The organism is Brevundimonas sp. GN22, from assembly GCF_054824005.1.
The window spans coordinates 1-21694 of sequence record NZ_JSYD01000061.1 but is presented as its reverse complement, the minus strand read 5'-3'; the positions used below and the strand labels follow the sequence as shown (position 1 = coordinate 21694).

The 21694-nt window shown below is 60.3% G+C and carries 27 protein-coding genes; 13 read left to right on the top strand and 14 right to left on the bottom strand.

Features of this window, described 5'->3' with window-relative positions; all coding sequences use genetic code 11:
- The 3 genes from OB03_RS09095 to phhA all read right to left on the bottom strand — a co-directional run.
- Window positions 1-290: homogentisate 1,2-dioxygenase (locus OB03_RS09095; protein ID WP_461343918.1), on the bottom strand; the 290-nt coding region annotated here is incomplete at its 3' end.
- A gap of 70 nt (window positions 291-360) precedes the next feature.
- Window positions 361-1431, bottom strand: a complete 1071-nt coding sequence (gene hppD, locus OB03_RS09090) for a 4-hydroxyphenylpyruvate dioxygenase (RefSeq protein ID WP_427846579.1) — start codon at window positions 1429-1431, stop codon at window positions 361-363.
- Between the two features lie 60 nt (window positions 1432-1491).
- Window positions 1492-2358, bottom strand: coding sequence for a phenylalanine 4-monooxygenase (gene phhA / locus OB03_RS09085; RefSeq protein ID WP_461343917.1), 867 nt, complete (start codon window positions 2356-2358; stop codon window positions 1492-1494).
- A gap of 160 nt (window positions 2359-2518) precedes the next feature.
- Here phhA and OB03_RS09080 point away from each other — a divergent pair, with 160 nt between their 5' ends.
- The 4 genes from OB03_RS09080 to OB03_RS09065 all read left to right on the top strand — a co-directional run bounded on the left by OB03_RS09080 (window position 2519) and on the right by OB03_RS09065 (window position 4645).
- A complete protein-coding gene (locus tag OB03_RS09080) occupies window positions 2519-2986 on the top strand; it encodes an Lrp/AsnC family transcriptional regulator (RefSeq protein ID WP_242914154.1) in 468 nt (155 codons plus the stop codon).
- 76 nt (window positions 2987-3062) lie between these two features.
- Window positions 3063-3893, top strand: coding sequence for a hypothetical protein (locus OB03_RS09075; RefSeq protein ID WP_461343916.1), 831 nt, complete (start codon window positions 3063-3065; stop codon window positions 3891-3893).
- A 124-nt stretch (window positions 3894-4017) separates the two neighbouring features.
- Window positions 4018-4446, top strand: coding sequence for a hypothetical protein (locus OB03_RS09070; protein WP_461343915.1), 429 nt, complete (start codon window positions 4018-4020; stop codon window positions 4444-4446).
- Complete coding sequence (locus tag OB03_RS09065; RefSeq protein WP_242914151.1) at window positions 4439-4645, top strand: helix-turn-helix transcriptional regulator; 207 nt, start codon at window positions 4439-4441, stop codon at window positions 4643-4645. Before OB03_RS09070 ends, OB03_RS09065 begins: the two co-directional genes overlap by 8 nt.
- A gap of 8 nt (window positions 4646-4653) precedes the next feature.
- On the opposite strand, the gene OB03_RS09060 is transcribed toward OB03_RS09065, so the two are convergent.
- From OB03_RS09060 to OB03_RS09035, 6 genes are all read right to left on the bottom strand, one after another.
- Window positions 4654-5109, bottom strand: coding sequence for a DUF1697 domain-containing protein (locus OB03_RS09060; protein ID WP_461343914.1), 456 nt, complete (start codon window positions 5107-5109; stop codon window positions 4654-4656).
- Window positions 5110-5165: 56 nt separating this feature from the next.
- Window positions 5166-6800 (bottom strand): FMN-binding glutamate synthase family protein, encoded by a 1635-nt coding sequence (locus OB03_RS09055; protein ID WP_461343913.1) that lies wholly within the window; start codon window positions 6798-6800, stop codon window positions 5166-5168.
- A gap of 82 nt (window positions 6801-6882) precedes the next feature.
- Complete coding sequence (locus OB03_RS09050; RefSeq protein ID WP_461343912.1) at window positions 6883-7608, bottom strand: DUF4893 domain-containing protein; 726 nt, start codon at window positions 7606-7608, stop codon at window positions 6883-6885.
- 120 nt (window positions 7609-7728) lie between these two features.
- The gene (locus OB03_RS09045) at window positions 7729-8337 is read right to left on the bottom strand and encodes a hypothetical protein (protein WP_461343911.1); all 609 of its coding nucleotides are present in this window, start codon (window positions 8335-8337) and stop codon (window positions 7729-7731) included.
- Between the two features lie 120 nt (window positions 8338-8457).
- Window positions 8458-9147, bottom strand: a complete 690-nt coding sequence (locus OB03_RS09040) for a VIT1/CCC1 transporter family protein (protein ID WP_461343910.1) — start codon at window positions 9145-9147, stop codon at window positions 8458-8460.
- Between the two features lie 682 nt (window positions 9148-9829).
- Window positions 9830-10351, bottom strand: coding sequence for a hypothetical protein (locus tag OB03_RS09035; protein ID WP_461343909.1), 522 nt, complete (start codon window positions 10349-10351; stop codon window positions 9830-9832).
- Window positions 10352-11153: 802 nt separating this feature from the next.
- Here OB03_RS09035 and OB03_RS09030 point away from each other — a divergent pair.
- Entirely contained in the window at window positions 11154-11507 is a 354-nt protein-coding gene (locus OB03_RS09030) for an ArsC family reductase (RefSeq protein WP_242914143.1), read from the top strand.
- Here the strand turns inward: OB03_RS09030 and OB03_RS09025 are convergent, their stop codons facing one another.
- Complete coding sequence (locus OB03_RS09025) at window positions 11508-11747, bottom strand: hypothetical protein (protein ID WP_242914142.1); 240 nt, start codon at window positions 11745-11747, stop codon at window positions 11508-11510. It abuts the gene before it with no gap.
- A gap of 169 nt (window positions 11748-11916) precedes the next feature.
- On the opposite strand from OB03_RS09025, the gene OB03_RS09020 reads away from it, so the two are divergent.
- The 8 genes from OB03_RS09020 to OB03_RS08985 all read left to right on the top strand — a co-directional run bounded on the left by OB03_RS09020 (window position 11917) and on the right by OB03_RS08985 (window position 18299).
- A complete protein-coding gene (locus OB03_RS09020) occupies window positions 11917-12318 on the top strand; it encodes a DUF6249 domain-containing protein (RefSeq protein WP_461343908.1) in 402 nt (133 codons plus the stop codon).
- A gap of 13 nt (window positions 12319-12331) precedes the next feature.
- On the top strand, window positions 12332-12901 hold the full coding sequence (locus tag OB03_RS09015; protein ID WP_242914140.1) for an RNA polymerase sigma factor: 570 nt from the start codon (window positions 12332-12334) through the stop codon (window positions 12899-12901).
- Complete coding sequence (locus tag OB03_RS09010) at window positions 12894-13301, top strand: hypothetical protein (protein WP_242914139.1); 408 nt, start codon at window positions 12894-12896, stop codon at window positions 13299-13301. Before OB03_RS09015 ends, OB03_RS09010 begins: the two co-directional genes overlap by 8 nt.
- 146 nt (window positions 13302-13447) lie before the next feature.
- The gene (locus OB03_RS09005) at window positions 13448-14212 is read left to right on the top strand and encodes a tetratricopeptide repeat protein (RefSeq protein ID WP_461343907.1); all 765 of its coding nucleotides are present in this window, start codon (window positions 13448-13450) and stop codon (window positions 14210-14212) included.
- Window positions 14213-14231: 19 nt separating this feature from the next.
- A complete protein-coding gene (locus OB03_RS09000; RefSeq protein WP_461343906.1) occupies window positions 14232-15656 on the top strand; it encodes an outer membrane protein assembly factor BamB family protein in 1425 nt (474 codons plus the stop codon).
- A gap of 31 nt (window positions 15657-15687) precedes the next feature.
- Window positions 15688-17307, top strand: coding sequence for a ribosome biogenesis GTPase Der (gene der / locus OB03_RS08995; RefSeq protein ID WP_242914136.1), 1620 nt, complete (start codon window positions 15688-15690; stop codon window positions 17305-17307).
- A gap of 105 nt (window positions 17308-17412) precedes the next feature.
- On the top strand, window positions 17413-17760 hold the full coding sequence (locus tag OB03_RS08990) for a hypothetical protein (RefSeq protein ID WP_242914135.1): 348 nt from the start codon (window positions 17413-17415) through the stop codon (window positions 17758-17760).
- Between the two features lie 74 nt (window positions 17761-17834).
- Entirely contained in the window at window positions 17835-18299 is a 465-nt protein-coding gene (locus OB03_RS08985) for a lysozyme inhibitor LprI family protein (protein ID WP_461343905.1), read from the top strand.
- Between the two features lie 38 nt (window positions 18300-18337).
- On the opposite strand, the gene OB03_RS08980 is transcribed toward OB03_RS08985, so the two are convergent.
- The 4 genes from OB03_RS08980 to OB03_RS08965 all read right to left on the bottom strand — a co-directional run.
- Window positions 18338-19087, bottom strand: coding sequence for an SDR family NAD(P)-dependent oxidoreductase (locus OB03_RS08980; protein WP_242914133.1), 750 nt, complete (start codon window positions 19085-19087; stop codon window positions 18338-18340).
- 66 nt (window positions 19088-19153) lie between these two features.
- On the bottom strand, window positions 19154-20665 hold the full coding sequence (gene purF, locus OB03_RS08975; protein WP_461343904.1) for an amidophosphoribosyltransferase: 1512 nt from the start codon (window positions 20663-20665) through the stop codon (window positions 19154-19156).
- 73 nt (window positions 20666-20738) lie between these two features.
- Entirely contained in the window at window positions 20739-21284 is a 546-nt protein-coding gene (locus OB03_RS08970) for a CvpA family protein (protein WP_242914131.1), read from the bottom strand.
- Window positions 21285-21323: 39 nt separating this feature from the next.
- On the bottom strand, window positions 21324-21694 hold a 371-nt coding region (locus OB03_RS08965), incomplete at its 5' end, for a magnesium chelatase domain-containing protein (protein WP_461343903.1).

The following is a 21694-nucleotide window of genomic DNA, read 5'->3' as shown; positions in this document are numbered from 1 at the left end:
CGCATGCGGTTGGGATTGGGCGTGGTTTCGTTAAAGGGGGTAGAGCGGACCAGACCCTGATCGAACGGCTTGTACGGGCCGTGCTGCGCGGACGGGCGCAGGCGGTACAGCCACGAACGGTGGTTGTGGTCACGCGGCGCGGTAAAGGCCGTGCCGGAAAGCTGCTCGGCATAAAGCCCCATCGCCGGCTTCTGCGGCGAGTTGCGACCCTTGGGCAGGGCACCGGCCGCAGCCTCGGTCGCGAAATGGTTGGCAAAGCCCGTCTGATACGAAGGCGTATTGGAGGACATCAGCCGTTTTCCCCTCGGATAAAATAGAAGACGGGCGGAGCGTGATCGCCCCGCCCGAAAAGGTCAGCCTTTAGGCGTCGACCTTGATGACGCCGCGACGGATCTGGTCCAGTTCGATGGATTCGAACAGGGCCTGGAAGTTGCCGTTGCCGAAGCCTTCGTTGCCCTTGCGCTGGATGATCTCGAAGAAGATCGGGCCGAACAGGTTTTCGGTGAAGATCTGCAGCAGGAGGCCTTCTTCGCCGACGTTGCCGTCGATCAGGATGCGGTTCTTGCGCAGGCGCTCGAGGTCTTCACCGTGGCCCGGAACGCGCTTGTCGACCAGCTCATAGTAGGTCTCGATGGTATCTTGCAGCTTCACGCCACGGGCGCGCAGCTTTTCGACAGTCTCGTAGATATTGTCGGTGGTCATGGCGAGGTGCTGGATGCCTTCGCCGTTGTACTGACGGATGAACTCTTCGATCTGCGAGTTTTCGTCTTGGGACTCGTTCAGCGGGATACGGATCGCCTTGTCCGGCGCGATCATCGCTTGCGAGAACAGGCCGGTCGCCTTGCCCTTGATGTCGAAATACTTCTGCTCTTCGAAGCCGAAGATCTGGTTGTAGAAGGTCGACCACGTGCGCATCTGGCCGCGCTTTACGTTGTGGGTCAGGTGGTCGAGGATATCGAGGCCGACCGAGTTGGCGGCTTCGGCTTCCTGCCAGCCAGCGATCTCGGTCCAGCCATCATAGATGCTGCCTTTTTCGCCGTACTGGTCGATCAGGTACAGGTACGAGCCGCCGATGCCTTGCAGCACCTTGGCGTCATCGCCCAGAGCACCAACCGAGGCGTCAACGGCGTGCGCGCCGCGCGACAGAGCAAGATCATAGGCTTGCTGAGCGTCAGCCACACGGAAAGCCATGCCCGAGGCCGACGGACCATGGGCAGCGCGGAAGTCGGCGGCCTGACCGGTCGGCTCGTAGTTGACCAGCAGGTTGGTTTGGCCCTGCTTGTAACGGGTGATCTTCTTGGTCGGGTGGGTGTGGGTCGCCACAAAGCCCAGCTGTTCGATCAGCGCCTTCATGGCGGCCGGATCGGGGCTGGTGAACTCTACGAACTCGAAGCCGTCGAGGCCGATGGGGTTTTCAGCGGTAATGGCCATCAGAATGGTCTCCTTGCTGTCATCACCCCGATCTTAGGGGCGAGCTAAAATCAGATGAAATCAGTTGTCCGTGACGCGGTTGGCCCAGGCTTGGGTGCCTGTGGTGGAGACGCGGTCGTTCGGCAGGATGTCGGCGGGTTCGAACTCGGCCTCGTTGGCCAGTTCGGCATAGATGGGTGCGAAGTCGGTCTCGATGGTCTGCTTAAGCAGGTCCTCGAAGCTGTCGATCACGAAATAGGTCTGCTGGAAGTCGTCGATGCGATAGCGGGTCTGCATCACGCGCTTCATGTCGAAGCCGATGCGGTTGGGCGAGGCGTCGTCCAGCGCGAAGATCGACTCCGTGCGCGACGAGACGATGCCCGCGCCATACAGCTTCATGTCGTCGCCGTCTTTGATCAGGCCGAACTCGACCGTGTACCAGTACAGGCGCGACAGATTGTGGATGGCGTTGTGCTTCATGGCCTTCATGCCGCCCTGGCCATAGGCCTGCATATAGTCGGCAAAGACAGGGTGGGCGAGAAGCGGAACGTGGCCGAACACGTCGTGGAACACATCCGGTTCCTGAAGATAATCAATCTGTTCCGGCGTTCGGATAAAGTTGCCTGCCACGAAGCGGCGGTTGGCCAGATGCTCGAAGAAGACGTCGTCCGGTACAAGACCAGGCACGGCCACAACCTGCCAGCCCGTCAGTTTGTGCAGGCGCTCGGACAGGTCTTCAAAGTTCGGGATGCCGCCGTCAGACAGCTTTAGAATATCCAGACCTTCCATGAAGGCCGGCGTCACGCGCGACGGCAGAAGCTCGGTCTGGCGCGCATAAAGCTTGTCCCACAGGGCGTGTTCTTCAGGTGTATAGGCCGACCAGTTCTGCGGGATGGTCCAGTCGCTGGATGCACCTTCCGGCGGCGTCTGTAGAGCGTGGCTGCCCATGGCGGTTCCTCCCTGAAACCTGTCGGGTGTCCCTCTTATATGGGGATCGTTTCCCGAAATCCTTGTTACGACAGTTTGCCATCACATTCTGCGCGTTGCCTTTCAAAACAGGGCGTGAAATGACGATGGATGATGAATCTGGTTCATGATGGGCGCGAATATGAAACGATATGATCTCGATGAGGTGGATCGTCGACTGCTACGTTTACTCCAGACGGATTCTTCGCTGAGCCACGCGGCGCTCGCCGAACTGGCCGGATCGTCGCCCGCTTCATGCTGGCGCCGGATCAAGGCGATGGAGGAGGCAGGCGTTCTCAAGGCGCAGGTGCGGTTGGTAGATGCCGAGCGGGTGGGGCGCGGGGTCAACGTCATGTGTCAGGTGCGTATGAAGTCGCACTCGCCCAATGACCGGCAAGCTTTCGAGGCGTTTCTGAACACCAAGCCCGAGGTGATGGAGGCGCACTCCATGTCCGGCGAATGGGACTATCTGCTGCGGATCGTGGCCGAGGACGTGGCAGGCTATGAGCGGTTTCTGATGCGGGAACTTCTGAACCATGCCAACGTCGCGACAGCCGCCTCGCACTTTGCCCTCAGTCAGGTGAAATATACGACGGCGCTACCTGTTTAGTCAGGCGTAGCAATGAACCCGTTGTGTCTGATCGTGCTTTGGTATGAGTTGAGTGTGCTTCGGGGAGGGGCCGGCAATGCAGTCCGAGGTTATCCGGTCGTCACGACTAGGGGCTCTTGTCGCGGGCCTGACCCCGACATTCGTGGCCTTTCTGTTTCTGAAAGCGATCATCGGAGACGGTTCACCGCCCGTGTTTATTCTGGTGCTGTCGACCGTGTTCGTCGTGGTATCGCTCGCTTCCTTGGTGGAGGTGGTAAAGCCGCGAGAGCTGGAGTTAGACCGTAGGGGGCTGATCTTTCGGCCAACGTTTGGACCCAGTCGCCACATGCCGTGGAGCGCGATCACGGCTTTCAGTACGGTAGGCAAGAAGCCAAAGCTGATCGTCAGCGAATATATCGACCCCGCCACAGGACAGCCGGCCAAGGTGAAGCTTGGAGGGAGGTGGGCTTTGCCGCAGAGCGGGCTTTGGTACGCCGACAGCGCACAGGTCGTGGCTTATCTGGCAGAGCAGCGAACATCGTCGTCATACTATCCATCATCGTCCAGCCCATCGCCGCAGACCGCGGACGCTACCCAAAAGGCGAGCCGTAAGCTGGCCTCCCAGGTCGGGTCCACAACGCGCTCCGGTGCGGTCTACGCCTCAGCGACACCGGACACTGCCAAGCCCCGCCTCGTCGGTCTCGGAGGACCGCGCAAGACGGCGAAGGGCTTGGGCTGGGCGCTGCTTATCGGTGCGGGGATCGTAGCTACCCTATCGGCTGTACCCTTTATGGCGGCTTGCAACGCGGGTCTTTGCAGTGTCGCGGTTTGGGAGCTGGGCGACGTCCGTATCTGGGGATTTGCGCTGCTCTGGACGGGCTGTTTGCTGGTCGCGCTGTTTGGCGGCCGTATCCTCATGAGCGACTAAGACGAGCCTATAGGGCCGAGTCATTTCCGTGACAGAAGGCACGAAAAATCGAACTTTATGTTAAGTATATTTGACTCAAGGTTCGCTTAAGTATTCTTGTTGTTCGAATAAGGAGACACGGATCATGGCTTTACGGGAAAAAATGGCCTGGCTGACGCTGATCGGGTTCCTGCTGACCTATGCCTACTATTTCGGCGTTGCGGGCCCGGCGGTGGAGTTCGGCAAGAACGACATGCTCGATATCGTCCGCAGCTTTGGTCCGGTTGCGGCGCTGCACGGCCTGATTACGGCGGCGGGCAGTCTAGCCATCTTCCTCGCTGCCCGACGCGATGCCAGCCACAAGGCGGACGAGCGTGACCGCGCCATCGACCGCAAAGCGACATCGGTGGCCTATGCGGTGATGATGATTGGAGTGCTGATCGTGGGGGGCGTCGCGCCGTTCACCGAGCCTGCCTATAAGATCGTCAATGGCACCTTTGCCGTGGTGGTGATCAGCGAGATCGTTCGCGACGTCATGGTCATCATGGGCTACCGTCGGGGTGTCCATGGCTAAGTCGATTCATAACACCATCCGTACTTTGCGCTTTCACGCAGGCGAGATGACGCAGGCCGAACTGGGCCAGCGTGTCGGCGTTACCCGCCAAACCATCGCCGCGATCGAACAAGGCAAATACTCGCCGTCGCTGGAAACAGCCTTCAAGATCGCCGAGGTGTTCGGTGTGCCGTTAGAGCAGGCATTCAGCTGGTCGTAGTGAAATGATCAGCTTAGGGCGGCGGACATCTCGGTCAGTTTCGCAACCGTGTTCATGTTGCGCATGGTGCCCTTGTTAGCGGCGGGGATGACCAGCTTCGACCCGCCCATTCCATCCGGGTAGTGAACGTAGATTTCGCGCACGCCAAGGATGATCTCTTCCCCTTTAAGGTGCCTGGCGTCAGTGATGGCATCCTGGGGCGGTGCCTCATCCAGAAACAACGTATTCACGCGGTTTCCGGGGGCGTGAGCAAACGGGTTTGCCGCAAGCACCTGCTTCATTTCCTCGCAGGTTCGAACGCAAACCCCGACCGGCTTTCCGGCATAGGCGGCCAAGGCGTTCTCTAACGCGAGCTTGATCGGATGTTCGCTCAGGTCGCTCTGAAAGACGACATTGCCGCTGGCGATATAGGTTTTCGCATTCGTGAACCCTGCGGCCTCGCACATGGCCAGAAGTTCGCTCATGGGCAGCTTGCCAGTGCCGCCGACATTGACCGCACGGACAAGGGCTACGTAGGCGGTCATTTCATCTCCAGATCGTTGAAGGCTGAATAACCTTTCTCCGCGACGAAGCTATGCGCGTCGGCCAGCTTCCACGACAGGCCATAGAAGGGGTGCTGTTCGCCCTGTTCCAGCAGCTCGCCCGGCTTCAGGAAGGTGTGGATCTGGGAGTAGAGACGGATTTCCGACTGGCTGATACGGCGAACCAGATGCTGGGGGCCGAGGTCCTCCGGCTTGGCGATACCGGCGGCGGCCAGCATTTCGGCCAAAGCGTGCATGGTGCTGTTGTGATAGGTCGCGACGCGCTGGGCCTTGTCCGGCACCACGAGGGCACGCTGGCGTGACGGGTCTTGGGTGGCCACGCCCGTGGGACATTTGTTGGTGTTGCAGGTCAGGGACTGGATACAACCTAGCGCGAACATGAAGCCGCGTCCGGCATTCGTATAATCCGCCCCCATCGCAAGCAGGCTGGCAATATCAAACGCGCTGATCACCTTGCCTGCCGCGCCGATGCGGATGTGCTGGCGCAGGTTCGCACCCAGCAGCGTGTTGTGCACCAGCAGCAGACCTTCGCGCAGCGGCGTGCCGATGTGGTTGGCGAACTCCAGCGGGGCTGCGCCTGTGCCGCCCTCGGCACCGTCCACGACAATGAAGTCAGGCAGGATGCTAGTCTCCAGCATGGCCTTGACGATGCCCATGAACTCCCACGGGTGACCGATGCAGAGCTTGAACCCAACGGGCTTGCCGCCGGACAGTTCACGCAATTGCGCAATGAAATGCATCATCTCGACCGGCGTGTTGAAGGCCGTGTGATAGGGCGGAGAGATGCAATCCACGCCTACGGCTACACCGCGGATTTCGGCAATCTCTGGGGTGACCTTCGGACCGGGAAGGATGCCGCCATGGCCGGGCTTGGCCCCTTGGCTGATCTTGATCTCGATCATCTTCACCTGGGGCAGGGTGGCGTTCTGGACGAAGCGTTCAGGATCGAACTTCCCGTCCAGCGTGCGGCATCCGAAATAGCCGCTGCCGATTTCCCAGACGATGTCGCCGTCACCCTCGCGGTGATAGGGGCTGAGACCGCCTTCGCCGGTGTCGTGATAGAAACTGCCTGCCTTGGCCCCCTTGTTCAGGGCGCGGATAGCATTCGCGCTGAGTGAGCCAAAGCTCATAGCCGAGATATTGAACAGCGAGGCAGAGTAGGGCTGCTTGCACTGCGGCCCGCCGATAGTGACGCGCAAGGTGTCGAGGCTGGCCACCGGCGCGGGGCGGATCGACGGGGCGATGAACTCGTACCGGTCGTTATAAACGTCCAGCAGTGTGCCAAAGGCGCGTTCGCTGCTTTCCCCCTTAGCGCGGGCATAGACCAGCGAGCGCTGGCTGCGCGAGAAGGGTGTCGCCTCGTTGTCGGATTCAAAAAGATATTGGCGAAGTTCCGGGCGTAAGGCTTCGAAAAGCCAGCGGAAATTACCGATGATCGGATAGTTTCGGCGCACGGAATGGCGCGGCTGGGTCAGATCGTAAAGCCCCAAGGCCGCCAGTGCGCAGAATACCACAGCCAGCGGCCAGAATCCGATGTTCCAAAGCAGAGAGACCAGAAAGACCACTGCCAGCACCAGACAGATCGCCAGAACCGTAAACCGACTGATATGCATGGATGCCCCGCTGAAAACCTGTCCGACCCGACTGAACGGACCAGACCAAGTTTAGGCTCCGAAATCTACCGATGATCAGCGTTCAGCGGACGATTTCGATAATGTTGAGGCGGGATTCCTGTTTGGGGAAGGGAATGACCAGTCGCCATTGCGATGGGCCAATGCGCTCTAAAACGCCGGACTCGTCACGTTCGGGCTGTTGGCCATATGTGGGGAATCCCTGCTCGTCGCCCCACGCCTGCGTACCGACATAGACCAGTCGCGTGTTGGTGTCGGGATAGAGGAGTCCTTTGAAGCGCTGGCTGCCGCTAACCTTCTCAAGGATCAGGTCGCCGCCCGCCGTGAGCTCAACCCGGCACCGGAAATAGGGATAGGCGACATAGTCGAGCCCCACCGCCCCTCTCGAACCCAGTTTCAAGGTGCGGCACCGATAGGTCCCCGGTGGTGGCGGAAGTCGCCCTTCCAAAGCAGCGTCGGGTCGGGCCAGAGCGGATAGCGCCTTGATCGCACCGCGATTTTCGACGTCGCTGTTGGCCGATTTCAGAGCGCTCGACCATGCTTGGTTGAGACGCGCCATACGGTCCTTGTCTTCGGCGGACATGACCTTTTGCCAGTCATCGGTGCCCCCTTGTAGCCCTTGCGCAGACTCGGCGGCGGCGAGGGGATTGGTTGTGGTTTCAGGGAGCGGGGGCGCGACCACAGGCTCTGGCGGGGCCGGCGTTGTCGTGGGCGCGGGCTCTCGCTCGCACCCGCCCATCATCAGCATAAGAGCTGCGGCGGAAAAACTCAGGGCGGGATGAAGCGTCATGGAAAGTCTCCTGTCGTTTTTATAACGACAGGTGCGGGAGAAGGTTCGTCGTATCCCCCGCTATAGTGGCCATTCCTGACCGCCACTCTCGCGCTGAAGCCGAGCTTGCGATGCCCCTCGTCAGCGGGCCTGAGGGCGGTTGGCTGTATGTCCGCGAGAGGCGCAATCGCCGTTCTGGTCTGATCCCAGACTGGCCATCAGGCGGGGTCGGTTCGAGGCCGTGGAGGAAGACATCAGCAGATAAAGCGGGCGGCCATTGAGCGTCAGACAGTGCAGCTCCTGACGGAAATTTCCATTGGAGTCCCGAGAACCCACACCTGTGTCGAGCGACACTGTACTGGTGGCTCCCGCCTCGCTAAAGACGCCGAGCATTTCGGCTCGGAGGCGCTCCGGCTCGCCCCGTGTGGCCATAATGGTGCACGATCCGCCCGGGTCTTCTTTAAGGGTGACGACCGTGGAGATGGTGTATTGACCCGGAGCGGCGTTGCGACGCCCGGACGCTGCGGTGCTTACGAATTCTCCGGCTGGCCGACCGGTCATGATGTGGGGAATGCACCCCTGCTGCATGGCATAGCGGGCCGCGCCTGTCGGCGAAAAATGGATGCCCGGATTGGGACGCTGAAGGGCGTATTGCTGTGAATGGCTGGAGATCACGCCGTCGAGCGAGGAGGGGGCCTGTTCCTGAACAGAGAGACTGGCGACTAACGAAACAACGACTGAAGCTAACATGGGGGACCTTCCGTTTGGGCTACCCTGCCACCCGCATTGCGCATCCACAACGCCCGCGCACGACGTTGTTATTTAGGGCGAGTATCGGCGCTATCAGCGCCAAAAAGTGCGGTGCCTAACCTAGACTGCAACGCCAAACAGCTTGCCTACGCCTGCGGTTATGGCCATCGCCAGAATGCCCCAGAAAATGACCCTAACGACGGAGCGTGTGACGGGGGCTCCGCCGGTTTTGGCGCCCATCACACCCAGTATCGCCAATCCTGCCAAGGCCGAGCCGAATACGGCAGGGACGGTGAAAGACAAGGGCGCGAGGGCGGCTACGGCCAAGGGAATAGCGGCACCGGCAGAGAAGGTCGCCGCGGATGTGATCGCCGCCTGTATCGGCTTGGCGGCAGTAATCTCTGATATGCCCAACTCGTCTCGCGCATGGGCACCCAATGCGTCATGTGCCATCATTTGACGCGCCACCGTCTCCGCGACATCGGGCGAGACCCCGCGCTTGATGTAGATGTTTCGCAACTCGGCAACTTCGGCTTCGGGCATGTTGGCCAGCTCATCCCGCTCGCGGGCCAAGTCGGCCTTTTCCGTGTCCGATTGCGAACTTACGGAGACATACTCACCCGCCGCCATCGACATTGCGCCAGCCACCAGACCCGCGATACCGGCAACCAGAATGCCGCTGTGCGAAGCCGACGCCGCCGCCACGCCCACCACCAGACTGGCGGTGGAGACAAGGCCGTCATTTGCGCCCAAAACGGCGGCACGAAGCCACCCAATGCGATCAAACCGGTGAGTTTCCCGATGCGCCATGAGCCAATTTCCAAACCTGTGCCAGACAAAGCAAAGCTTGGACCCAATATGATCGGACGCAAGTCAAAACTTGGCTGGACCGAGCGGAATCGGCCCTTCAGACCAGCCTTACGCTCGCGGAAACTTGTGTGGCAACTGCGCGGACATTCGACGACTAAGGCTTGGTCCAGCGTCCATCTTGAAACGTGAACCTGCCCCATGCCTGAAAGGGCACGTTAGGCATCTGAGCCGTCCAACCGTCTACATGCACGTCATAGGTTATGTCCGGTTGGAGCGGTTTGGCTTGAGCGTCTTGAATGAAATCCTCTGGTACGGTCCCGTATCTAAGCCTGCGCACCTCGACGCACTTGTCACCCTGGGAAGAGATACGCCACATCGTGGTAGCCCCGTGAGTAATTTTAGCCTCATTCAGGCAAGGTAGGCGTCGGCTCCAAATGCCTCCCGCGCGAGCTTGCATTTCGGGAGCTTCCAGAGGTCCGGTGATCACCGCTTCGCCCAAGTGCTGGCAACTCGCTAATGCGATCAGTCCAAGCAGCGCGACGGTAGATCGTAGTGTCGGTAAGTGCCAGACTCGTCGCATCGCCCATTTCCTCAAGACAACGAGCTATGCGGGACGAGACAGAAGGCCACAACGGGGCGGACGCGACGCTGGGTGCGAAAGTCTTGATCGGACTTTGTGCTGCTACTTAAATGTCACTTCTGAACGTAGGTCCTGAAACATTGCGTCGGGCGTGGCCGAAACAGCACGGCAACGAAAAGCGACGAGCCTGAGCATAGCATCCGTTGGCTGATCTCTGAGCTCGAACTCTCCGTCAAACGTCAGCTTAAAATCGTGATGACCGCCGGGCTGAATGACCGTTTGAGGAAGCTCAAAAAAGTCCAACATGTCGCGCCGGTAGTGTCTGCTCGAAAATCTGTTAGGGTCGTAAGATCGCGTGAGATTAAGTTGCTCATGACTGGCGCGATCTTTTAGGAAAAGCGCAGCCTGTCCGGTCGTGTCATCGTAGACGCTTGGAACGCATAGAACTTCGTTGCCGGTGTTTTCAACTCTCAGGCGAACGATCACAAATCGGCAGAATGATGTGCACTGCTCAGCCTCGACCTTGAGGGATGCTGTGTAGGCTGGCTCGCTCGTTCCGACCTTTCCGCAACCCGAAATCGCACACGAGAGAACAGCCATTGCGAGCAAGATAGCGTGTTTCATGGGTACAGTTTATAGGCGGGGCTAATGTCTGCGTGCGACCAAGTAGCTACGCTTGTGGATGTGAGAGCTGAATGCTTGGGCTATTACAGAACTGATAAATGTCAGTTTTGGATAGAAAGCCGAAGAGATATCCTAAGCTTCATAATCGATCATAGGTCGTGACCGGAGCGTCAAACTCTGCGAGCAATCGTTTGAGTTCTTCGGGTGTCAGTTCACGGATTTCTGGGCCGGTGTCGCTGACTACGTCAACGCAATGCCAGTCGGCATTGATAAACCACTGCGTGAGAGGGCCGGGGTATTCATCGGTCGCGAACGTGGTGGTGGCGACGTATGTTAGAAATGCACTGTCATGACGATGCGTGCCTATGCGCCCAGACGGTGAAGGTTCTCCCGGCTCTTGTTGACAGTAACTCTCATTTCTGACGACGTAGGCTACGTAATTCCGCCAAGTGAGTTCGAAGCCTCGCGATGACGCGTCTGGAACTACGGGATTTGCGGGCCCCAAGATGGTCGAGACAGCTTCGCTTTGGCGCTTGGCTTCAACCACTATAAGTTGGAGATCGTTCGTCGACGGTTCTGTGATCCTAGCAAGGATGAGCGTCGCGTTAGGGGCCAGGCCTAGGCCAAGGGCAGGCTGATGGTTTTCCATAGTGAACCATTATCCGCGTTCCAAATGTTCGCAACGGAGCGCAAGAGATAAGTCAGCAAGCGGCAAACGGACGTGAGGATGGCGCGGCCACCTCGTTTGACCCTTCCGCCGTTCAATGCGACAGCCACCTGACTAACAGTTCAGGAGCAGCACATGTCCATCACCCTCTATGGCATCAAGGCCTGTGACACGATGAAGAAGGCCCGTGTCTGGCTGGACGAGAACGGCGTGACCTATGACTTTCACGACTATAAGGTGAAGGGTGCTGACAAGGCCGAGCTGGAAAAGTGGGTGGCCGAGCATGGCTGGGAGAAGGTGCTGAACAAGGCGGGCACCACTTTCCGCCAACTGCCGGACGAGGCCAAGGCCGACATTGATGCGGCCAAGGCAATCGCTCTGATGATGGAGCAACCGTCGATGATCAAACGTCCGGTGCTCGATCTGGGGAACGGCAAGACGGTTCTGGGCTTCAAACCCGAGATTTATCAGGCCGCTATCAAGGGCTGATCAGCCCTCTACGTCCGCGGTCGGCCGATCCTGGCCGTCCGCGCGCTGGGTGATCCACTTTCCATCGCTGTCTTGAAACTCGATGCAGGCGTCTTCGTCGGGCACCTTTTGCTCGCGCGCGGCACGCATCGCAGCGGCGCGCGCAGAGTCGTGGTCCGGATAGGTTTCCGAGAAGGTGTCGCCAAGACGATAGGCCCAGCCGCCGTCGTGTTCCTGAATGCGATAGGTGATTTGCGCCATCTTCGGGTGCTCCGTGTTGGGGGGTCACTTCCACAACGCGTGAGCGGCTTTGAGGCTTCGCCTTAGCCTTACAAAGATTTCATGCTTTGCCGTGCATCCGAGAGGCTAGGTGGTTGTCTCATAACACCGAGACGCCCCACGACGGGGCGGTAGAAAAAGGATTTTCGCCGTGGACGATCTGGTTGGCATTATCGCGATACTCTCGGTGTTCGGAACGATCAGCGCCATTTGCGTGCTGCCGTCCTATTTCAAGCACCGCAGCCAAAAGGAAATGCAGAAGACGGTTCGCGCCGCCATCTCAGAAGGCCAGTCGCTGCCTGCCGAGCTGATCGAGGTGATGACCCGCGATGTGAAGAAGGGTCTGCCCTCCAAGTCGCGTGACATCCGTCGCGGTGTGCTGTGGATCGCCGCCGGTATCGGTCTGGGCCTGATGGGGCAGTTCACCAACATGAGCCTGTTCGTGGACGACATGCGCGCCTTGCCGAACGGCCTGCTGGGTGTGGCTTGCGTACCGTTCGTATTCGGGATTGCCTATCTGATCCTGTCACGCTTCAACAAGATCCAGGACTGAGAAGCCCCGGAACATGACCCGCAAACAGCCTTTATCGGCCCTGCATGATGTCGAGCTGGCGGCCCTCGCGGCCGCTGGCGGGCGGCACGAATTCGGAGAGCTTGTTCGCAGGCACTCCTCCTTCGTGCGCGCCCTGCTGCGCCGGATGGGGGCGCAATACTCGGTCGCAGACGACATCGCGCAGGACGCCTTTATGCGGGCCTATGAGAAGTGCGTTGATTATCGGGGGCAGGGGAGTTTCGGTTCATGGGTGGGGCGGATCGCTGCGCGGCTCTATCTGCGCCAGATCAAGTACGAGGCCCGCTATACCGATATCGAGCCTGTGTCCGACGATGTGTGGCACAGCCTGGAACTGGACCCTATTGGCCGCTTTGATCTCGACAAGGCGCTGAATGCGCTAAGCGAGCCGGAGCGGATGTGCGTCTCACTGTGCCACGGTGCGGGGCTGACGCATGAGGAAATCGGGGAATCGCTGAACCTGCCGCTGGGGACGGTGAAGTCACACGTTAAACGCGGGCTGGAAAAGCTTAGAAGCCGTCTTCGCCCGCAACCGTTTGCTGATACGAGGTTGGACCATGTCTGATCCTGAGTTCGATCCTGCTGTCGAGAGGGCCTATCGCGTGACGCCCGAGTTTGCCGATTCGGCCCTCTTCGATGCCGAAGTTGCCGTTCGACTGGAAAACCGCTGGCGCTGGCGCCGGGCGATTCTAGGCATTTTCGGCGTGATCGGGGCATTCCTGGTCATCAAACAGTTCGTGCGCGTCCAGATGTCCGGCCTGATTGGTGATGGCAGTCTGGGGCGCATCGTCGCGCGTGAAGAGCGTACGGAAGCCTTTGCTATGATCAAACAACTGTCGGCTCAATTGGGTCTGGCGGATGTGTCCGTGGGCGCTCTGAGCGGGCCCTATCTGCTGATCCTGTTTGGGATTGCTTTGACGATTGCGCTGGCTGCGATGGCCACTCAACTGTCGAAATCTCTGTAAGAGCGCCGTTTTCCAGCCTTGATCGACCTTTAATCGCGAAAAAGAAACAGTCTGTGGCACTGCCCTCGTTGCGGGCAGCGCCGGGACACTTTAGGGTCGCGACGAATTTGCCACCCGTGTTTTCAACGGCTTTTGGGGCGACTGTCTTGGTTGATGTCTTCGAACAGGTCGAAGAGGAGCTTCGCTCCGAACGTATTAAGCGCTTTGCACGTGTCTGGCTGCCGATCGGTGCCGGCGTGGGCGCTGTTGCGCTAGTGGGTGCCTTGGGCTGGTGGGGCTATCAGTCCTGGCAGACCAATGAGGCCGACAAGGCTTCGGCGGCGTACCAGCGCGGTCTGGAATCGGCTGCTGCCGGTAATCTGGATCAGGCCAACGCTGCATTCGGCGAAGCGGCTGACACCGGCTCGCGTGGTTACAAGGCTCTGGCCCTGATGCAACAGGCGGCTGTAGCCGTTGAGCAAAACAAGACGCAGGGCGCCGTTCGTCTGTTCGACGAAGCCGCCAAGGTTGGCAAGGATCCGATTATTGCCGATGGCGCTGCTCTGAAGGCCGCCTATCTGCTGCTGGATACCGCATCGCTTGACGATATGAAGGCACGCCTTGAGCCGCTGACCGGTGAAAAGCGTCCTTATTCCGTACTGGCGCAGGAAGCTCTGGCCACGGTCCTGCTGATGAATGACCAGGGTGCGGATGCCCGCGCCATGTTCGTCCAGCTGCAGCTGGGCCAGAACGTGCCGGAAACGGTACGCCAGCGCGCCAATGTTGCTGTTCAACTGATCGACTCGGGCACGTCGGGCGCAGTGCGCAAGATTGTCACCGAGGCGAACAAGCTTCCGGCCGCACCTGCGGCTCCGGCAGCCGCTGCGGCTCCGGCCGCTGCTGCGCCGGCACAGACTGCCCCAGCCCAGTAATCTTCACGAGAAGTCGCAGATGAATCGTTCGCTGAAAATTGCTTTGATGTGCGGATTGGCCGCGACCGTCGCCTCGTGCGGCACGGTTAAAAAGGTCATCCCGTTCGTCAACAAGGACGACGGCCCCAAGGCGGTCGCCACTCAGGGCGAGCGTATCTCCATCCTTGAGTTCGAACAGCAGCTGACTCCGTCGCCAGCACTGTCGGGCCGCGACTTCTTCATTCCCGGACCTCAGTCGGTCGCCCAATGGGCACAGCCGGGCGGGAACGCTGAGAACGATATGGGCCACGTCATCGCGGCACCGGAGTTTGCCATCGCGTGGAAGCGCAACGTGGGGGCTGACTCCGACCGCATGCGTCAGGTCATGGCACCGCCGGTAGCTGCCGACGGTCGTATCTATGTGCTGGACGGCGAAGCCCAGGTCTCGGCTGTTGATGCCGGCACCGGCGCAATTGTCTGGAAACAAAATCTGGCGGGCGACGAGCGTGACGGCGGTGGTCGCCTTCTGCGCGTCATTCCGACCGGCGGTGGCAAGACCGGCGGCGGCTTCGGCGGCGGCGTGGCCTTTGCTGACGGCAAGGTATTCGTCTCGTCGGGTTACCGTAGCGTGACGGCCCTGAACGCCGCGACCGGCGAGGTTGTGTGGAAACACTCGACCGATCTGCCCATCCACGGTGCACCCACCATCTCCGGTGGCCGTCTGTACGTCGTCGACGTCGACAACCAGCTGATCGCGCTGGATACCGCCACGGGCAACCAAACCTGGACCTATCGCGGCATTACCGAGCCGGCCCGCATCATGCGCGCCTCCAGCCCGGCCATCAGCGGCGACACAGTCATTGCTCCGTTCTCGTCGGGTCAGGTTGTGGCTCTGCGCGCTTCCAACGGTCAGCCGGTATGGGAAGAGGTGCTGTCGCGCACCAGCCGTACCAACGCCCTGTCGGAACTTCGCGATATCGCCGGTCGTCCGGTCATCAGCCGCGGCACCGTCTATGCCGTCAGCCAGTCGGGCATCATGCAAGCCCTCGACATGGTGACCGGCAATGCCAAGTGGGAACTGCCCATCGGTGGCGTGAATGCGCCTCTGCCCGTCGGTGACGTGGTCTATGTGGTGTCCAAAACGGGCGAACTGACGGTGGTCAACCGTGAGTCCGGCCAGATCTACTGGACCCGCGACCTAAACGAAGGTCGTACCCGCACCGAAGGTGGCTGGTTCTTTGGCATGGGTAAGCGTACTGTGCGTCCGACGTGGTCGGGCCCGGTGCTCGCTTCGAACCGTCTGATCCTGGTCAACTCCGAAGGTCAAATGCTGGCTTTCGATCCGAAGACCGGTGCACAGACTGCATCCATCAACCTGGGGGCTCCGGCCTATATCGCGCCTGCCGCTTATAACGGCGCGCTTTATGTAATGACCGACGACGCCCGCCTCATCAGCATCCGCTGACCTTGTTCAAAAATTGCGTTAGAAGGCCGACATGGCTCTGAAGATCGCCATCGTCGGCCGCCCGAATGTGGGCAAGTCGACACTGTTTAATCGTCTCGTAGGCAAGCGCCTCGCGCTTGTCGACGATCGCCCGGGTGTGACCCGTGACCGTCGCTATGCCGACGGCAATATCGGCGACATGGACCTGACCCTGATCGATACGGCGGGCTATGAGGACGTCACCGACGAAACCCTCGAATCCCGTATGCGCGAGCAGACCGAGCTGGCCATCGAGGATGCGGACGTCATCCTGTTCACGATGGACGCCCGCGAGGGCGTGACCGAGCTGGACCGTATCTTTGCGGACCGTCTACGCCGTATCCATAAGCCGACCATCCTGCTGGCCAACAAGTCCGAAAGCCGCGAAAGCGCGGGCGGCATTGGCGAGGCGCACAGCCTCGGCTTTGGCGAGCCGGTGGCCATCTCTGCCGAGCACGGCGAGGGCATGGCCGACCTGTACCAAGCGCTGGTCGTGGCTTCGCAGGACATCTTCATCGAAGAGATCGACGAGCCGGATAAGCCCATCCGCATCGCGGTTATCGGCCGCCCGAACGCGGGCAAGTCCACGCTGATCAACCGCCTGATCGGTGACGACCGTCTGCTGACGGGCCCTGAGGCTGGCATCACGCGCGACTCCATTTCGGTGGACTGGCAGTATGAAGGCCAGAACATCCGCCTGATCGACACTGCCGGTATGCGCCGCAAGGCCCGCGTACAGGAAAAGCTGGAAAAGCTCTCGGTCGCTGACACCATCCGCGCCATCACCTTCGCCGAAGTCGTGCTGATGGTGATGGACAAGGACGACGCCTTCGACACGCAAGACCTCCAGCTGGCCGATCTGGTCGAGCGTGAAGGTCGTTGCCTGGTCTATGTCGCGTCCAAGTGGGACCTCGAAGAGGAACCGCAAAAGCGTCTGGCCGAACTGAAGCAGATGGCTGACAACAAGCTGCCGCAGCTGAAGGGCTCGGAGTTTGTCGCGCTATCGTCGTTCAATGGCCGTGGCATTGATCGCCTGATGCCTGCGGTGCTCAAGGCCTATGAGACGTGGTCGGTGAAGGTCAAAACCAAGGATCTGAACGACTGGCTGTCTATGGCCACCCAAAGGCACCCGCCGCCCGCCGTGGACGGCAAGCGCATCAAGCCGAAGTACATCGCACAGACCAAGGCGCGTCCGCCGACGTTCGTGATGATGTCCAGCCGTGCTGCGTCCATGCCGGACCACTACAAGCGCTATCTGATCAACTCGATCCGCGAGAGCTTTGACCTCAAGGGCACGCCGATCCGTCTGAACGTCAAGACGAGCGGCGATAACCCCTATGCTCAGGGCGGTGCCAAGTCAGGTCCGGAACGCTTCAAGGGCGCTGCGAAAACGGCACCTCGCAAGATCATCAAGGCCGCCGAGCAGGAAGAGAAACTCTCGAACCTGCCGGGTAAGGCTCTGGCTCAGAAGAAGTCTGGCGTTCAGGCCAAGCCTCTGAAGGGTCTGAAGTCGGGCCACAGCAAGAAGTCCGGTACCAGTGCATTCGCCACCAAGGCGGCACGCGGCGGTGCCCGTCAGGTGTCCCGTTCGGGCCGTATCCGTACGGGCCAAAAGGGCGGTGCCAAGCGTTAAGCTTGAGCGCATGACCAGAAGCAAGCAGGGCGATCCGCATGCGGGTCGCCCTTTTCTTATGCCGAGATAATGGGAATAATCTGCTTTTAGACGAGGGGAAGGATTATGAAACTTGCGGCGATATTCATGTTTGTTGCAGGGCAACTGACGCCGGAACAATCTGCACCAGCGTGCACTGTGCCGCAGGTCCCTGCGGTTGTTCGTGCGCAAAAGCCCGTGCGTCCTGCCCCTCCGTCATGTGTTGATGAGGCGCGAAATCGCCATACCTGCCGACCGGCTGTGATCAATGCGTTCAATCAGCAGATGGAACAATATGAGCGTGATTTCGATCGTTATGTCGGCGACTTGAACGACTACGTTGTGGCCTTGAACCGCTACATGGAGCAAGTCAGCCAATACACCGCCTGTGAGCGCGAGGCGGCAGGCATTGTGGGCGGCTTCATCAGAGGCTGAGCGAGTCCCACATTACTCGCCCTTAAACGCCACCGTTTGAATGACGATGGCGCGGAAATCGATAGGAGAAGGTGATGACGGCACTTGCGGCTCTTTTCGGAGCGCTATTGGTAGGCTCCGCGCCGGCACAGGATGAATGGGCCGATGTGGATTGCAGGAGCCCGGGCTCGACGATCGAACAGAACGTCTGCGCTGGCCGTGAAGTCGAGACGTTGGAACGAGAACTGCGCCGTTATACTGACGCGGCCTATGCGGTGTTACGAGACGACGAAGACGGCGAACCCGAAGCCCTGATCGCCGAGATCACCGAGAGCGAGCGTCTATGGAAGGCGTATGCGGATTCCGCTTGCGGGGCCGTCTACACCCACTGGATGTCCGGATCGATCCGCAATGTGATGGCCGCGAGTTGCCGGATGGAGCTGATAAAAGAGCGCACCCATTACATATGGCGCGAGTATCTGGTGTCCATGGAAGGAACCGCACAGCTGCCGGAACCGCCACGGTCTGAGCACAAGTTCACCGTTCCCGCGAGCCAATAGAAAAGGCCGCTTCCTTACGGAGGCGGCCCTTTTGCAGATCAGTTGGCCTGTTGGGCCTTCCAGTCAGCAAACTTGATGTAGAGCGGCGGCTCTTTGTCGCCACGTGCCAGATCGACCATTAAGGGGGTGATCTCTTGCGGATGGGCCAGCATCAGCGGGTCTTCGCCGGGGAAGGCTTGGGCGCGCAGGCCCGTGCGCATCCGGCCTGGATCGACGATGGCCACGCGGATCGGCATGGATTCGACTTCATCGGCCCAGCAGCGCATCAGGTTCTCCGCGCCAGCCTTGGTCGCCGCATACGGGCCCCAGAAGGCGCGCGGGGAGGCGGCAACGCTGGTGGTCAGATGGATGACGCGGGCGGCAGCCGATGCCTTCAACAGCGGTTCCAGCGAGCGGATCAGGCGATAGACGCCCGTGAAGTTGACCTTCTCGATCTTGGCAAAACCGCGCGGGTCGGCATGGCTCACAGGCGTCAAGCCTTCTGCGCCCATGGTGGCGGCGGCTTGAACCCAGATGTCCAGCTTGCCGAAGCGCTCGAATAGCGCACCGCCCAAACGGTCGATAGAACCGCCGTCCACGATGTCGAACGGGATGAGGGTGGCGTGTTTGCCGGTGGCGGCAAAGATCTCGTCGTCCAGCTCCTCAAGAGCGCCTTGGGTACGAGCGGCGGCCACGACATGGGCACCTGCCTTGGCCAGCGCCAGTGTGGTTTCGCGGCCAATGCCACGCGAAGCACCAACGACCAGAGCAATACGGTCTGCGAGCGGAAGAGAAGCGGTAACGGACATGCGCCGCTGATAGCGCGGAGCGCCGCTATAAGAAAGGGCCGCCGGATGATCCGACGGCCCTTTTGATCAGGCATTCACGGTAAGAATGGAAACCTTGTTGCCGCGAATGTCGCGACCGCCTTCTTCGGCTTCGCGATCCAGCAGGCGAGTGGGGTAGTCGCCGGTGAAATAGTGGTCGGTAAACTGCGGCTTGGCGTTGTTGCGCGGACCCACGCCGGTCGCTTCATAAAGGCCGTCAATCGACAGGAAGCCCAGCGAGTCGACTTCCAGGATGGCGCGCATCTCTTCCATCGTGTGGGTCGCGGCCATCAGTTGCGAACGCTCGGGCATGTCGATGCCGTAGAAGTCGGGGAACAGGATTTGCGGGCTGGCCGAGCGCAGGTGCACTTCCTTGGCACCGGCAGCGCGGACGGCGCGTACCAGCTTCAGCGAGGTGGTGCCACGAACGATCGAGTCGTCGATCAGGACCACGCGCTTGCCTTCCAGCACAGCCTTGTTAGGGCTGTGCTTCATACGCACGCCCTTTTGGCGCGAGGCCTGCGAGGGCTGGATGAAGGTGCGGCCCAGATAGTGGCTGCGGATGATGCCCATTTCAAACGGGATGCCAGCCTCTTGGGCATAGCCCAGCGCGGCAGGTACGCCGGAGTCAGGCACCGGAACCACGATGTCGGCCTCGATGTCGAACTCGCGGGCCAGACGACGGCCCATTTCCTTGCGGACTTCGTAAACCGAGCGGCCGTTCACGATGGAATCCGGACGGGCGAAGTAGACGTATTCGAACAGGCAGGGGCGGGCACCCTGATCGGCGAACGGCTTGATCGAAGCCAGGCCGTCTTCGTCAATCACGACAACTTCGCCGTGTTCTATGTCACGGATGAAGGTCGCGCCCATGGTGTCCAGCGCGCAGGTTTCCGAGGCCAGAACCCACGCTTCACCCAGTTTGCCCAGAACCAGCGGGCGGATACCCAACGGGTCGCGTGCGCCGATCATTTTGAAGCGGGTCTGGGCGACGAGGGCGTAACCGCCTTCGATGCGGCCCAGCGCGTCGATGAAGCGATCGACGATCTTGGCCTTACGGCTGCGGGCGATCAGGTGGAGGATGGCTTCGGAGTCAGAGGTCGACTGGAAGATCGCACCTTCCGACACAAGCTGTGCGTGGATGTGCTTGAAATTCGTAAGGTTACCATTGTGGGCAATGGCGATACCGCCTTGGTCCAAATCGGCGAACATCGGCTGAACGTTGCGGATGAAGCTGCCACCGGCGGTAGAGTAGCGGGTGTGGCCGACAGCGGCAGAACCCGGAAGGCGGGTGGTCAGGTCGGCATTGCCGAAGGCCTCACCCACAAGGCCCATGTGTCGTTCGGTGAAGAAACGCTCGGCGTCCAGAACGCTGGCGATGCCGCAAGCTTCCTGACCACGGTGCTGAAGCGCATGCAGGCCGAGGGCCACAATCGAGGACGCTTCATTTGCAGGAGACCCCCACACGCCACAGACGCCGCACTCGAGACGCAGCTGGTCATCGTCCGGTTCGCGCCAGTGTTCACGGTGAACGACGGGATCGGCGATATGGTGGGGCATCGTGGAACTCCGATGACCGAGGGTTAAGTCGGAATGGCCCGCACCTAGTCCTGACGGGCCTCGAGTTCAAGGCTCATTGTTCGCTTTGGTCGGAAAAGCCTTCGTGTACTGACCTTTTTACAATGGGGGTTAGGGCGTCTGCACCCTTTGCCATCATGGGTAGTACCGTCTGGATCGCAGAGGCGGAGGCCATGCTGACCGGCAGCGATTTCGCCTCGGCAAACCAGAGCGGCGGGTCTTCGGCCACGACGCTCATGAGAATCAGGTGAACAGAACCCACGAAGGCCAAGGCTCTTACGACACCAAGGGCCGCGCCCGCTGTCTGGTCGATGCCGCCCAGCGCGTTACCACGCACGCCCTTCGACAGCGCGCCCGCCGTCCAGCGGATGACGAAGTAGAAGGCGACGAACACAATCCCCACCGCGAGGATCGAACCAGCCCAGTCGGGATCGACAAGGCTGCGTCCAAATGGAGCGGTCCAGGGAAGCGTCAGAAGCGAGATGAGCCCCGCGACAAAGAAGCTGAATAGCGACGTTAGCTCTCGCAGCGCACCGCGAAACCATCCCGCCGCAGCGGAGAGCAAAACTGCCAAAATGACGAAGACGTCGAAGCCGGTCATGTCCTGTGGCTAGCACGGGAAACCGGCATGTCCGAAGCCTTAAAAGCGGTTTTGGGCAATCCGGTCGACGGCCTCGGCCAGACGCTCGACCGAGGTCAGTTTGACGTCGCTCTTCTTGCCTTTGCCGAGGGACGGGGCCAGCGCGCGCTCGAACCCGAGCTTGGCCGCTTCACGTAGGCGAGCCTCGGCGCGGCCAACAGCACGCACTTCGCCAGACAGACCGATTTCGCCAAACACCACGCAGCCCTTAGGGAGGGGCTTGTCCAGCGCCGAGGAAATCAGTGCAGTCGCAGCCGCAAGGTCGGCGGCGGGCTCGTTGATACGCATGCCGCCCGCAACGTTCAGATAGACGTCCTTGTCACCGAAGGTGATGCCGCAGCGCGCCTCCAACACCGCCAGCAGCATGGCAA

What these genes read in the sequence shown, in the direction of transcription:
- OB03_RS09075 (WP_461343916.1), top strand. Translation starts at nt 3,063, where the DNA reads ATGCAGTCCGAGGTTATCCGGTCGTCACGACTAGGGGCTCTTGTCGCG.
- OB03_RS09050 (WP_461343912.1), bottom strand. Translation starts at nt 7,608, where the DNA reads ATGACGCTTCATCCCGCCCTGAGTTTTTCCGCCGCAGCTCTTATGCTG.
- OB03_RS09000 (WP_461343906.1), top strand. Translation starts at nt 14,232, where the DNA reads ATGAATCGTTCGCTGAAAATTGCTTTGATGTGCGGATTGGCCGCGACC.
- OB03_RS09040 (WP_461343910.1), bottom strand. Translation starts at nt 9,147, where the DNA reads ATGGCGCATCGGGAAACTCACCGGTTTGATCGCATTGGGTGGCTTCGT.
- OB03_RS08970 (WP_242914131.1), bottom strand. Translation starts at nt 21,284, where the DNA reads ATGACCGGCTTCGACGTCTTCGTCATTTTGGCAGTTTTGCTCTCCGCT.
- OB03_RS09065 (WP_242914151.1), top strand. Translation starts at nt 4,439, where the DNA reads ATGGCTAAGTCGATTCATAACACCATCCGTACTTTGCGCTTTCACGCA.
- OB03_RS09080 (WP_242914154.1), top strand. Translation starts at nt 2,519, where the DNA reads ATGAAACGATATGATCTCGATGAGGTGGATCGTCGACTGCTACGTTTA.
- der (WP_242914136.1), top strand. Translation starts at nt 15,688, where the DNA reads ATGGCTCTGAAGATCGCCATCGTCGGCCGCCCGAATGTGGGCAAGTCG.
- purF (WP_461343904.1), bottom strand. Translation starts at nt 20,665, where the DNA reads ATGCCCCACCATATCGCCGATCCCGTCGTTCACCGTGAACACTGGCGC.
- OB03_RS08990 (WP_242914135.1), top strand. Translation starts at nt 17,413, where the DNA reads ATGAAACTTGCGGCGATATTCATGTTTGTTGCAGGGCAACTGACGCCG.
- OB03_RS08985 (WP_461343905.1), top strand. Translation starts at nt 17,835, where the DNA reads ATGACGGCACTTGCGGCTCTTTTCGGAGCGCTATTGGTAGGCTCCGCG.
- OB03_RS09015 (WP_242914140.1), top strand. Translation starts at nt 12,332, where the DNA reads ATGACCCGCAAACAGCCTTTATCGGCCCTGCATGATGTCGAGCTGGCG.
- OB03_RS09060 (WP_461343914.1), bottom strand. Translation starts at nt 5,109, where the DNA reads ATGAGCGAACTTCTGGCCATGTGCGAGGCCGCAGGGTTCACGAATGCG.
- OB03_RS09070 (WP_461343915.1), top strand. Translation starts at nt 4,018, where the DNA reads ATGGCTTTACGGGAAAAAATGGCCTGGCTGACGCTGATCGGGTTCCTG.
- OB03_RS09045 (WP_461343911.1), bottom strand. Translation starts at nt 8,337, where the DNA reads ATGTTAGCTTCAGTCGTTGTTTCGTTAGTCGCCAGTCTCTCTGTTCAG.
- OB03_RS08980 (WP_242914133.1), bottom strand. Translation starts at nt 19,087, where the DNA reads ATGTCCGTTACCGCTTCTCTTCCGCTCGCAGACCGTATTGCTCTGGTC.
- OB03_RS09055 (WP_461343913.1), bottom strand. Translation starts at nt 6,800, where the DNA reads ATGCATATCAGTCGGTTTACGGTTCTGGCGATCTGTCTGGTGCTGGCA.
- phhA (WP_461343917.1), bottom strand. Translation starts at nt 2,358, where the DNA reads ATGGGCAGCCACGCTCTACAGACGCCGCCGGAAGGTGCATCCAGCGAC.
- OB03_RS09025 (WP_242914142.1), bottom strand. Translation starts at nt 11,747, where the DNA reads ATGGCGCAAATCACCTATCGCATTCAGGAACACGACGGCGGCTGGGCC.
- OB03_RS09035 (WP_461343909.1), bottom strand. Translation starts at nt 10,351, where the DNA reads ATGAAACACGCTATCTTGCTCGCAATGGCTGTTCTCTCGTGTGCGATT.
- hppD (WP_427846579.1), bottom strand. Translation starts at nt 1,431, where the DNA reads ATGGCCATTACCGCTGAAAACCCCATCGGCCTCGACGGCTTCGAGTTC.
- OB03_RS09010 (WP_242914139.1), top strand. Translation starts at nt 12,894, where the DNA reads ATGTCTGATCCTGAGTTCGATCCTGCTGTCGAGAGGGCCTATCGCGTG.
- OB03_RS09030 (WP_242914143.1), top strand. Translation starts at nt 11,154, where the DNA reads ATGTCCATCACCCTCTATGGCATCAAGGCCTGTGACACGATGAAGAAG.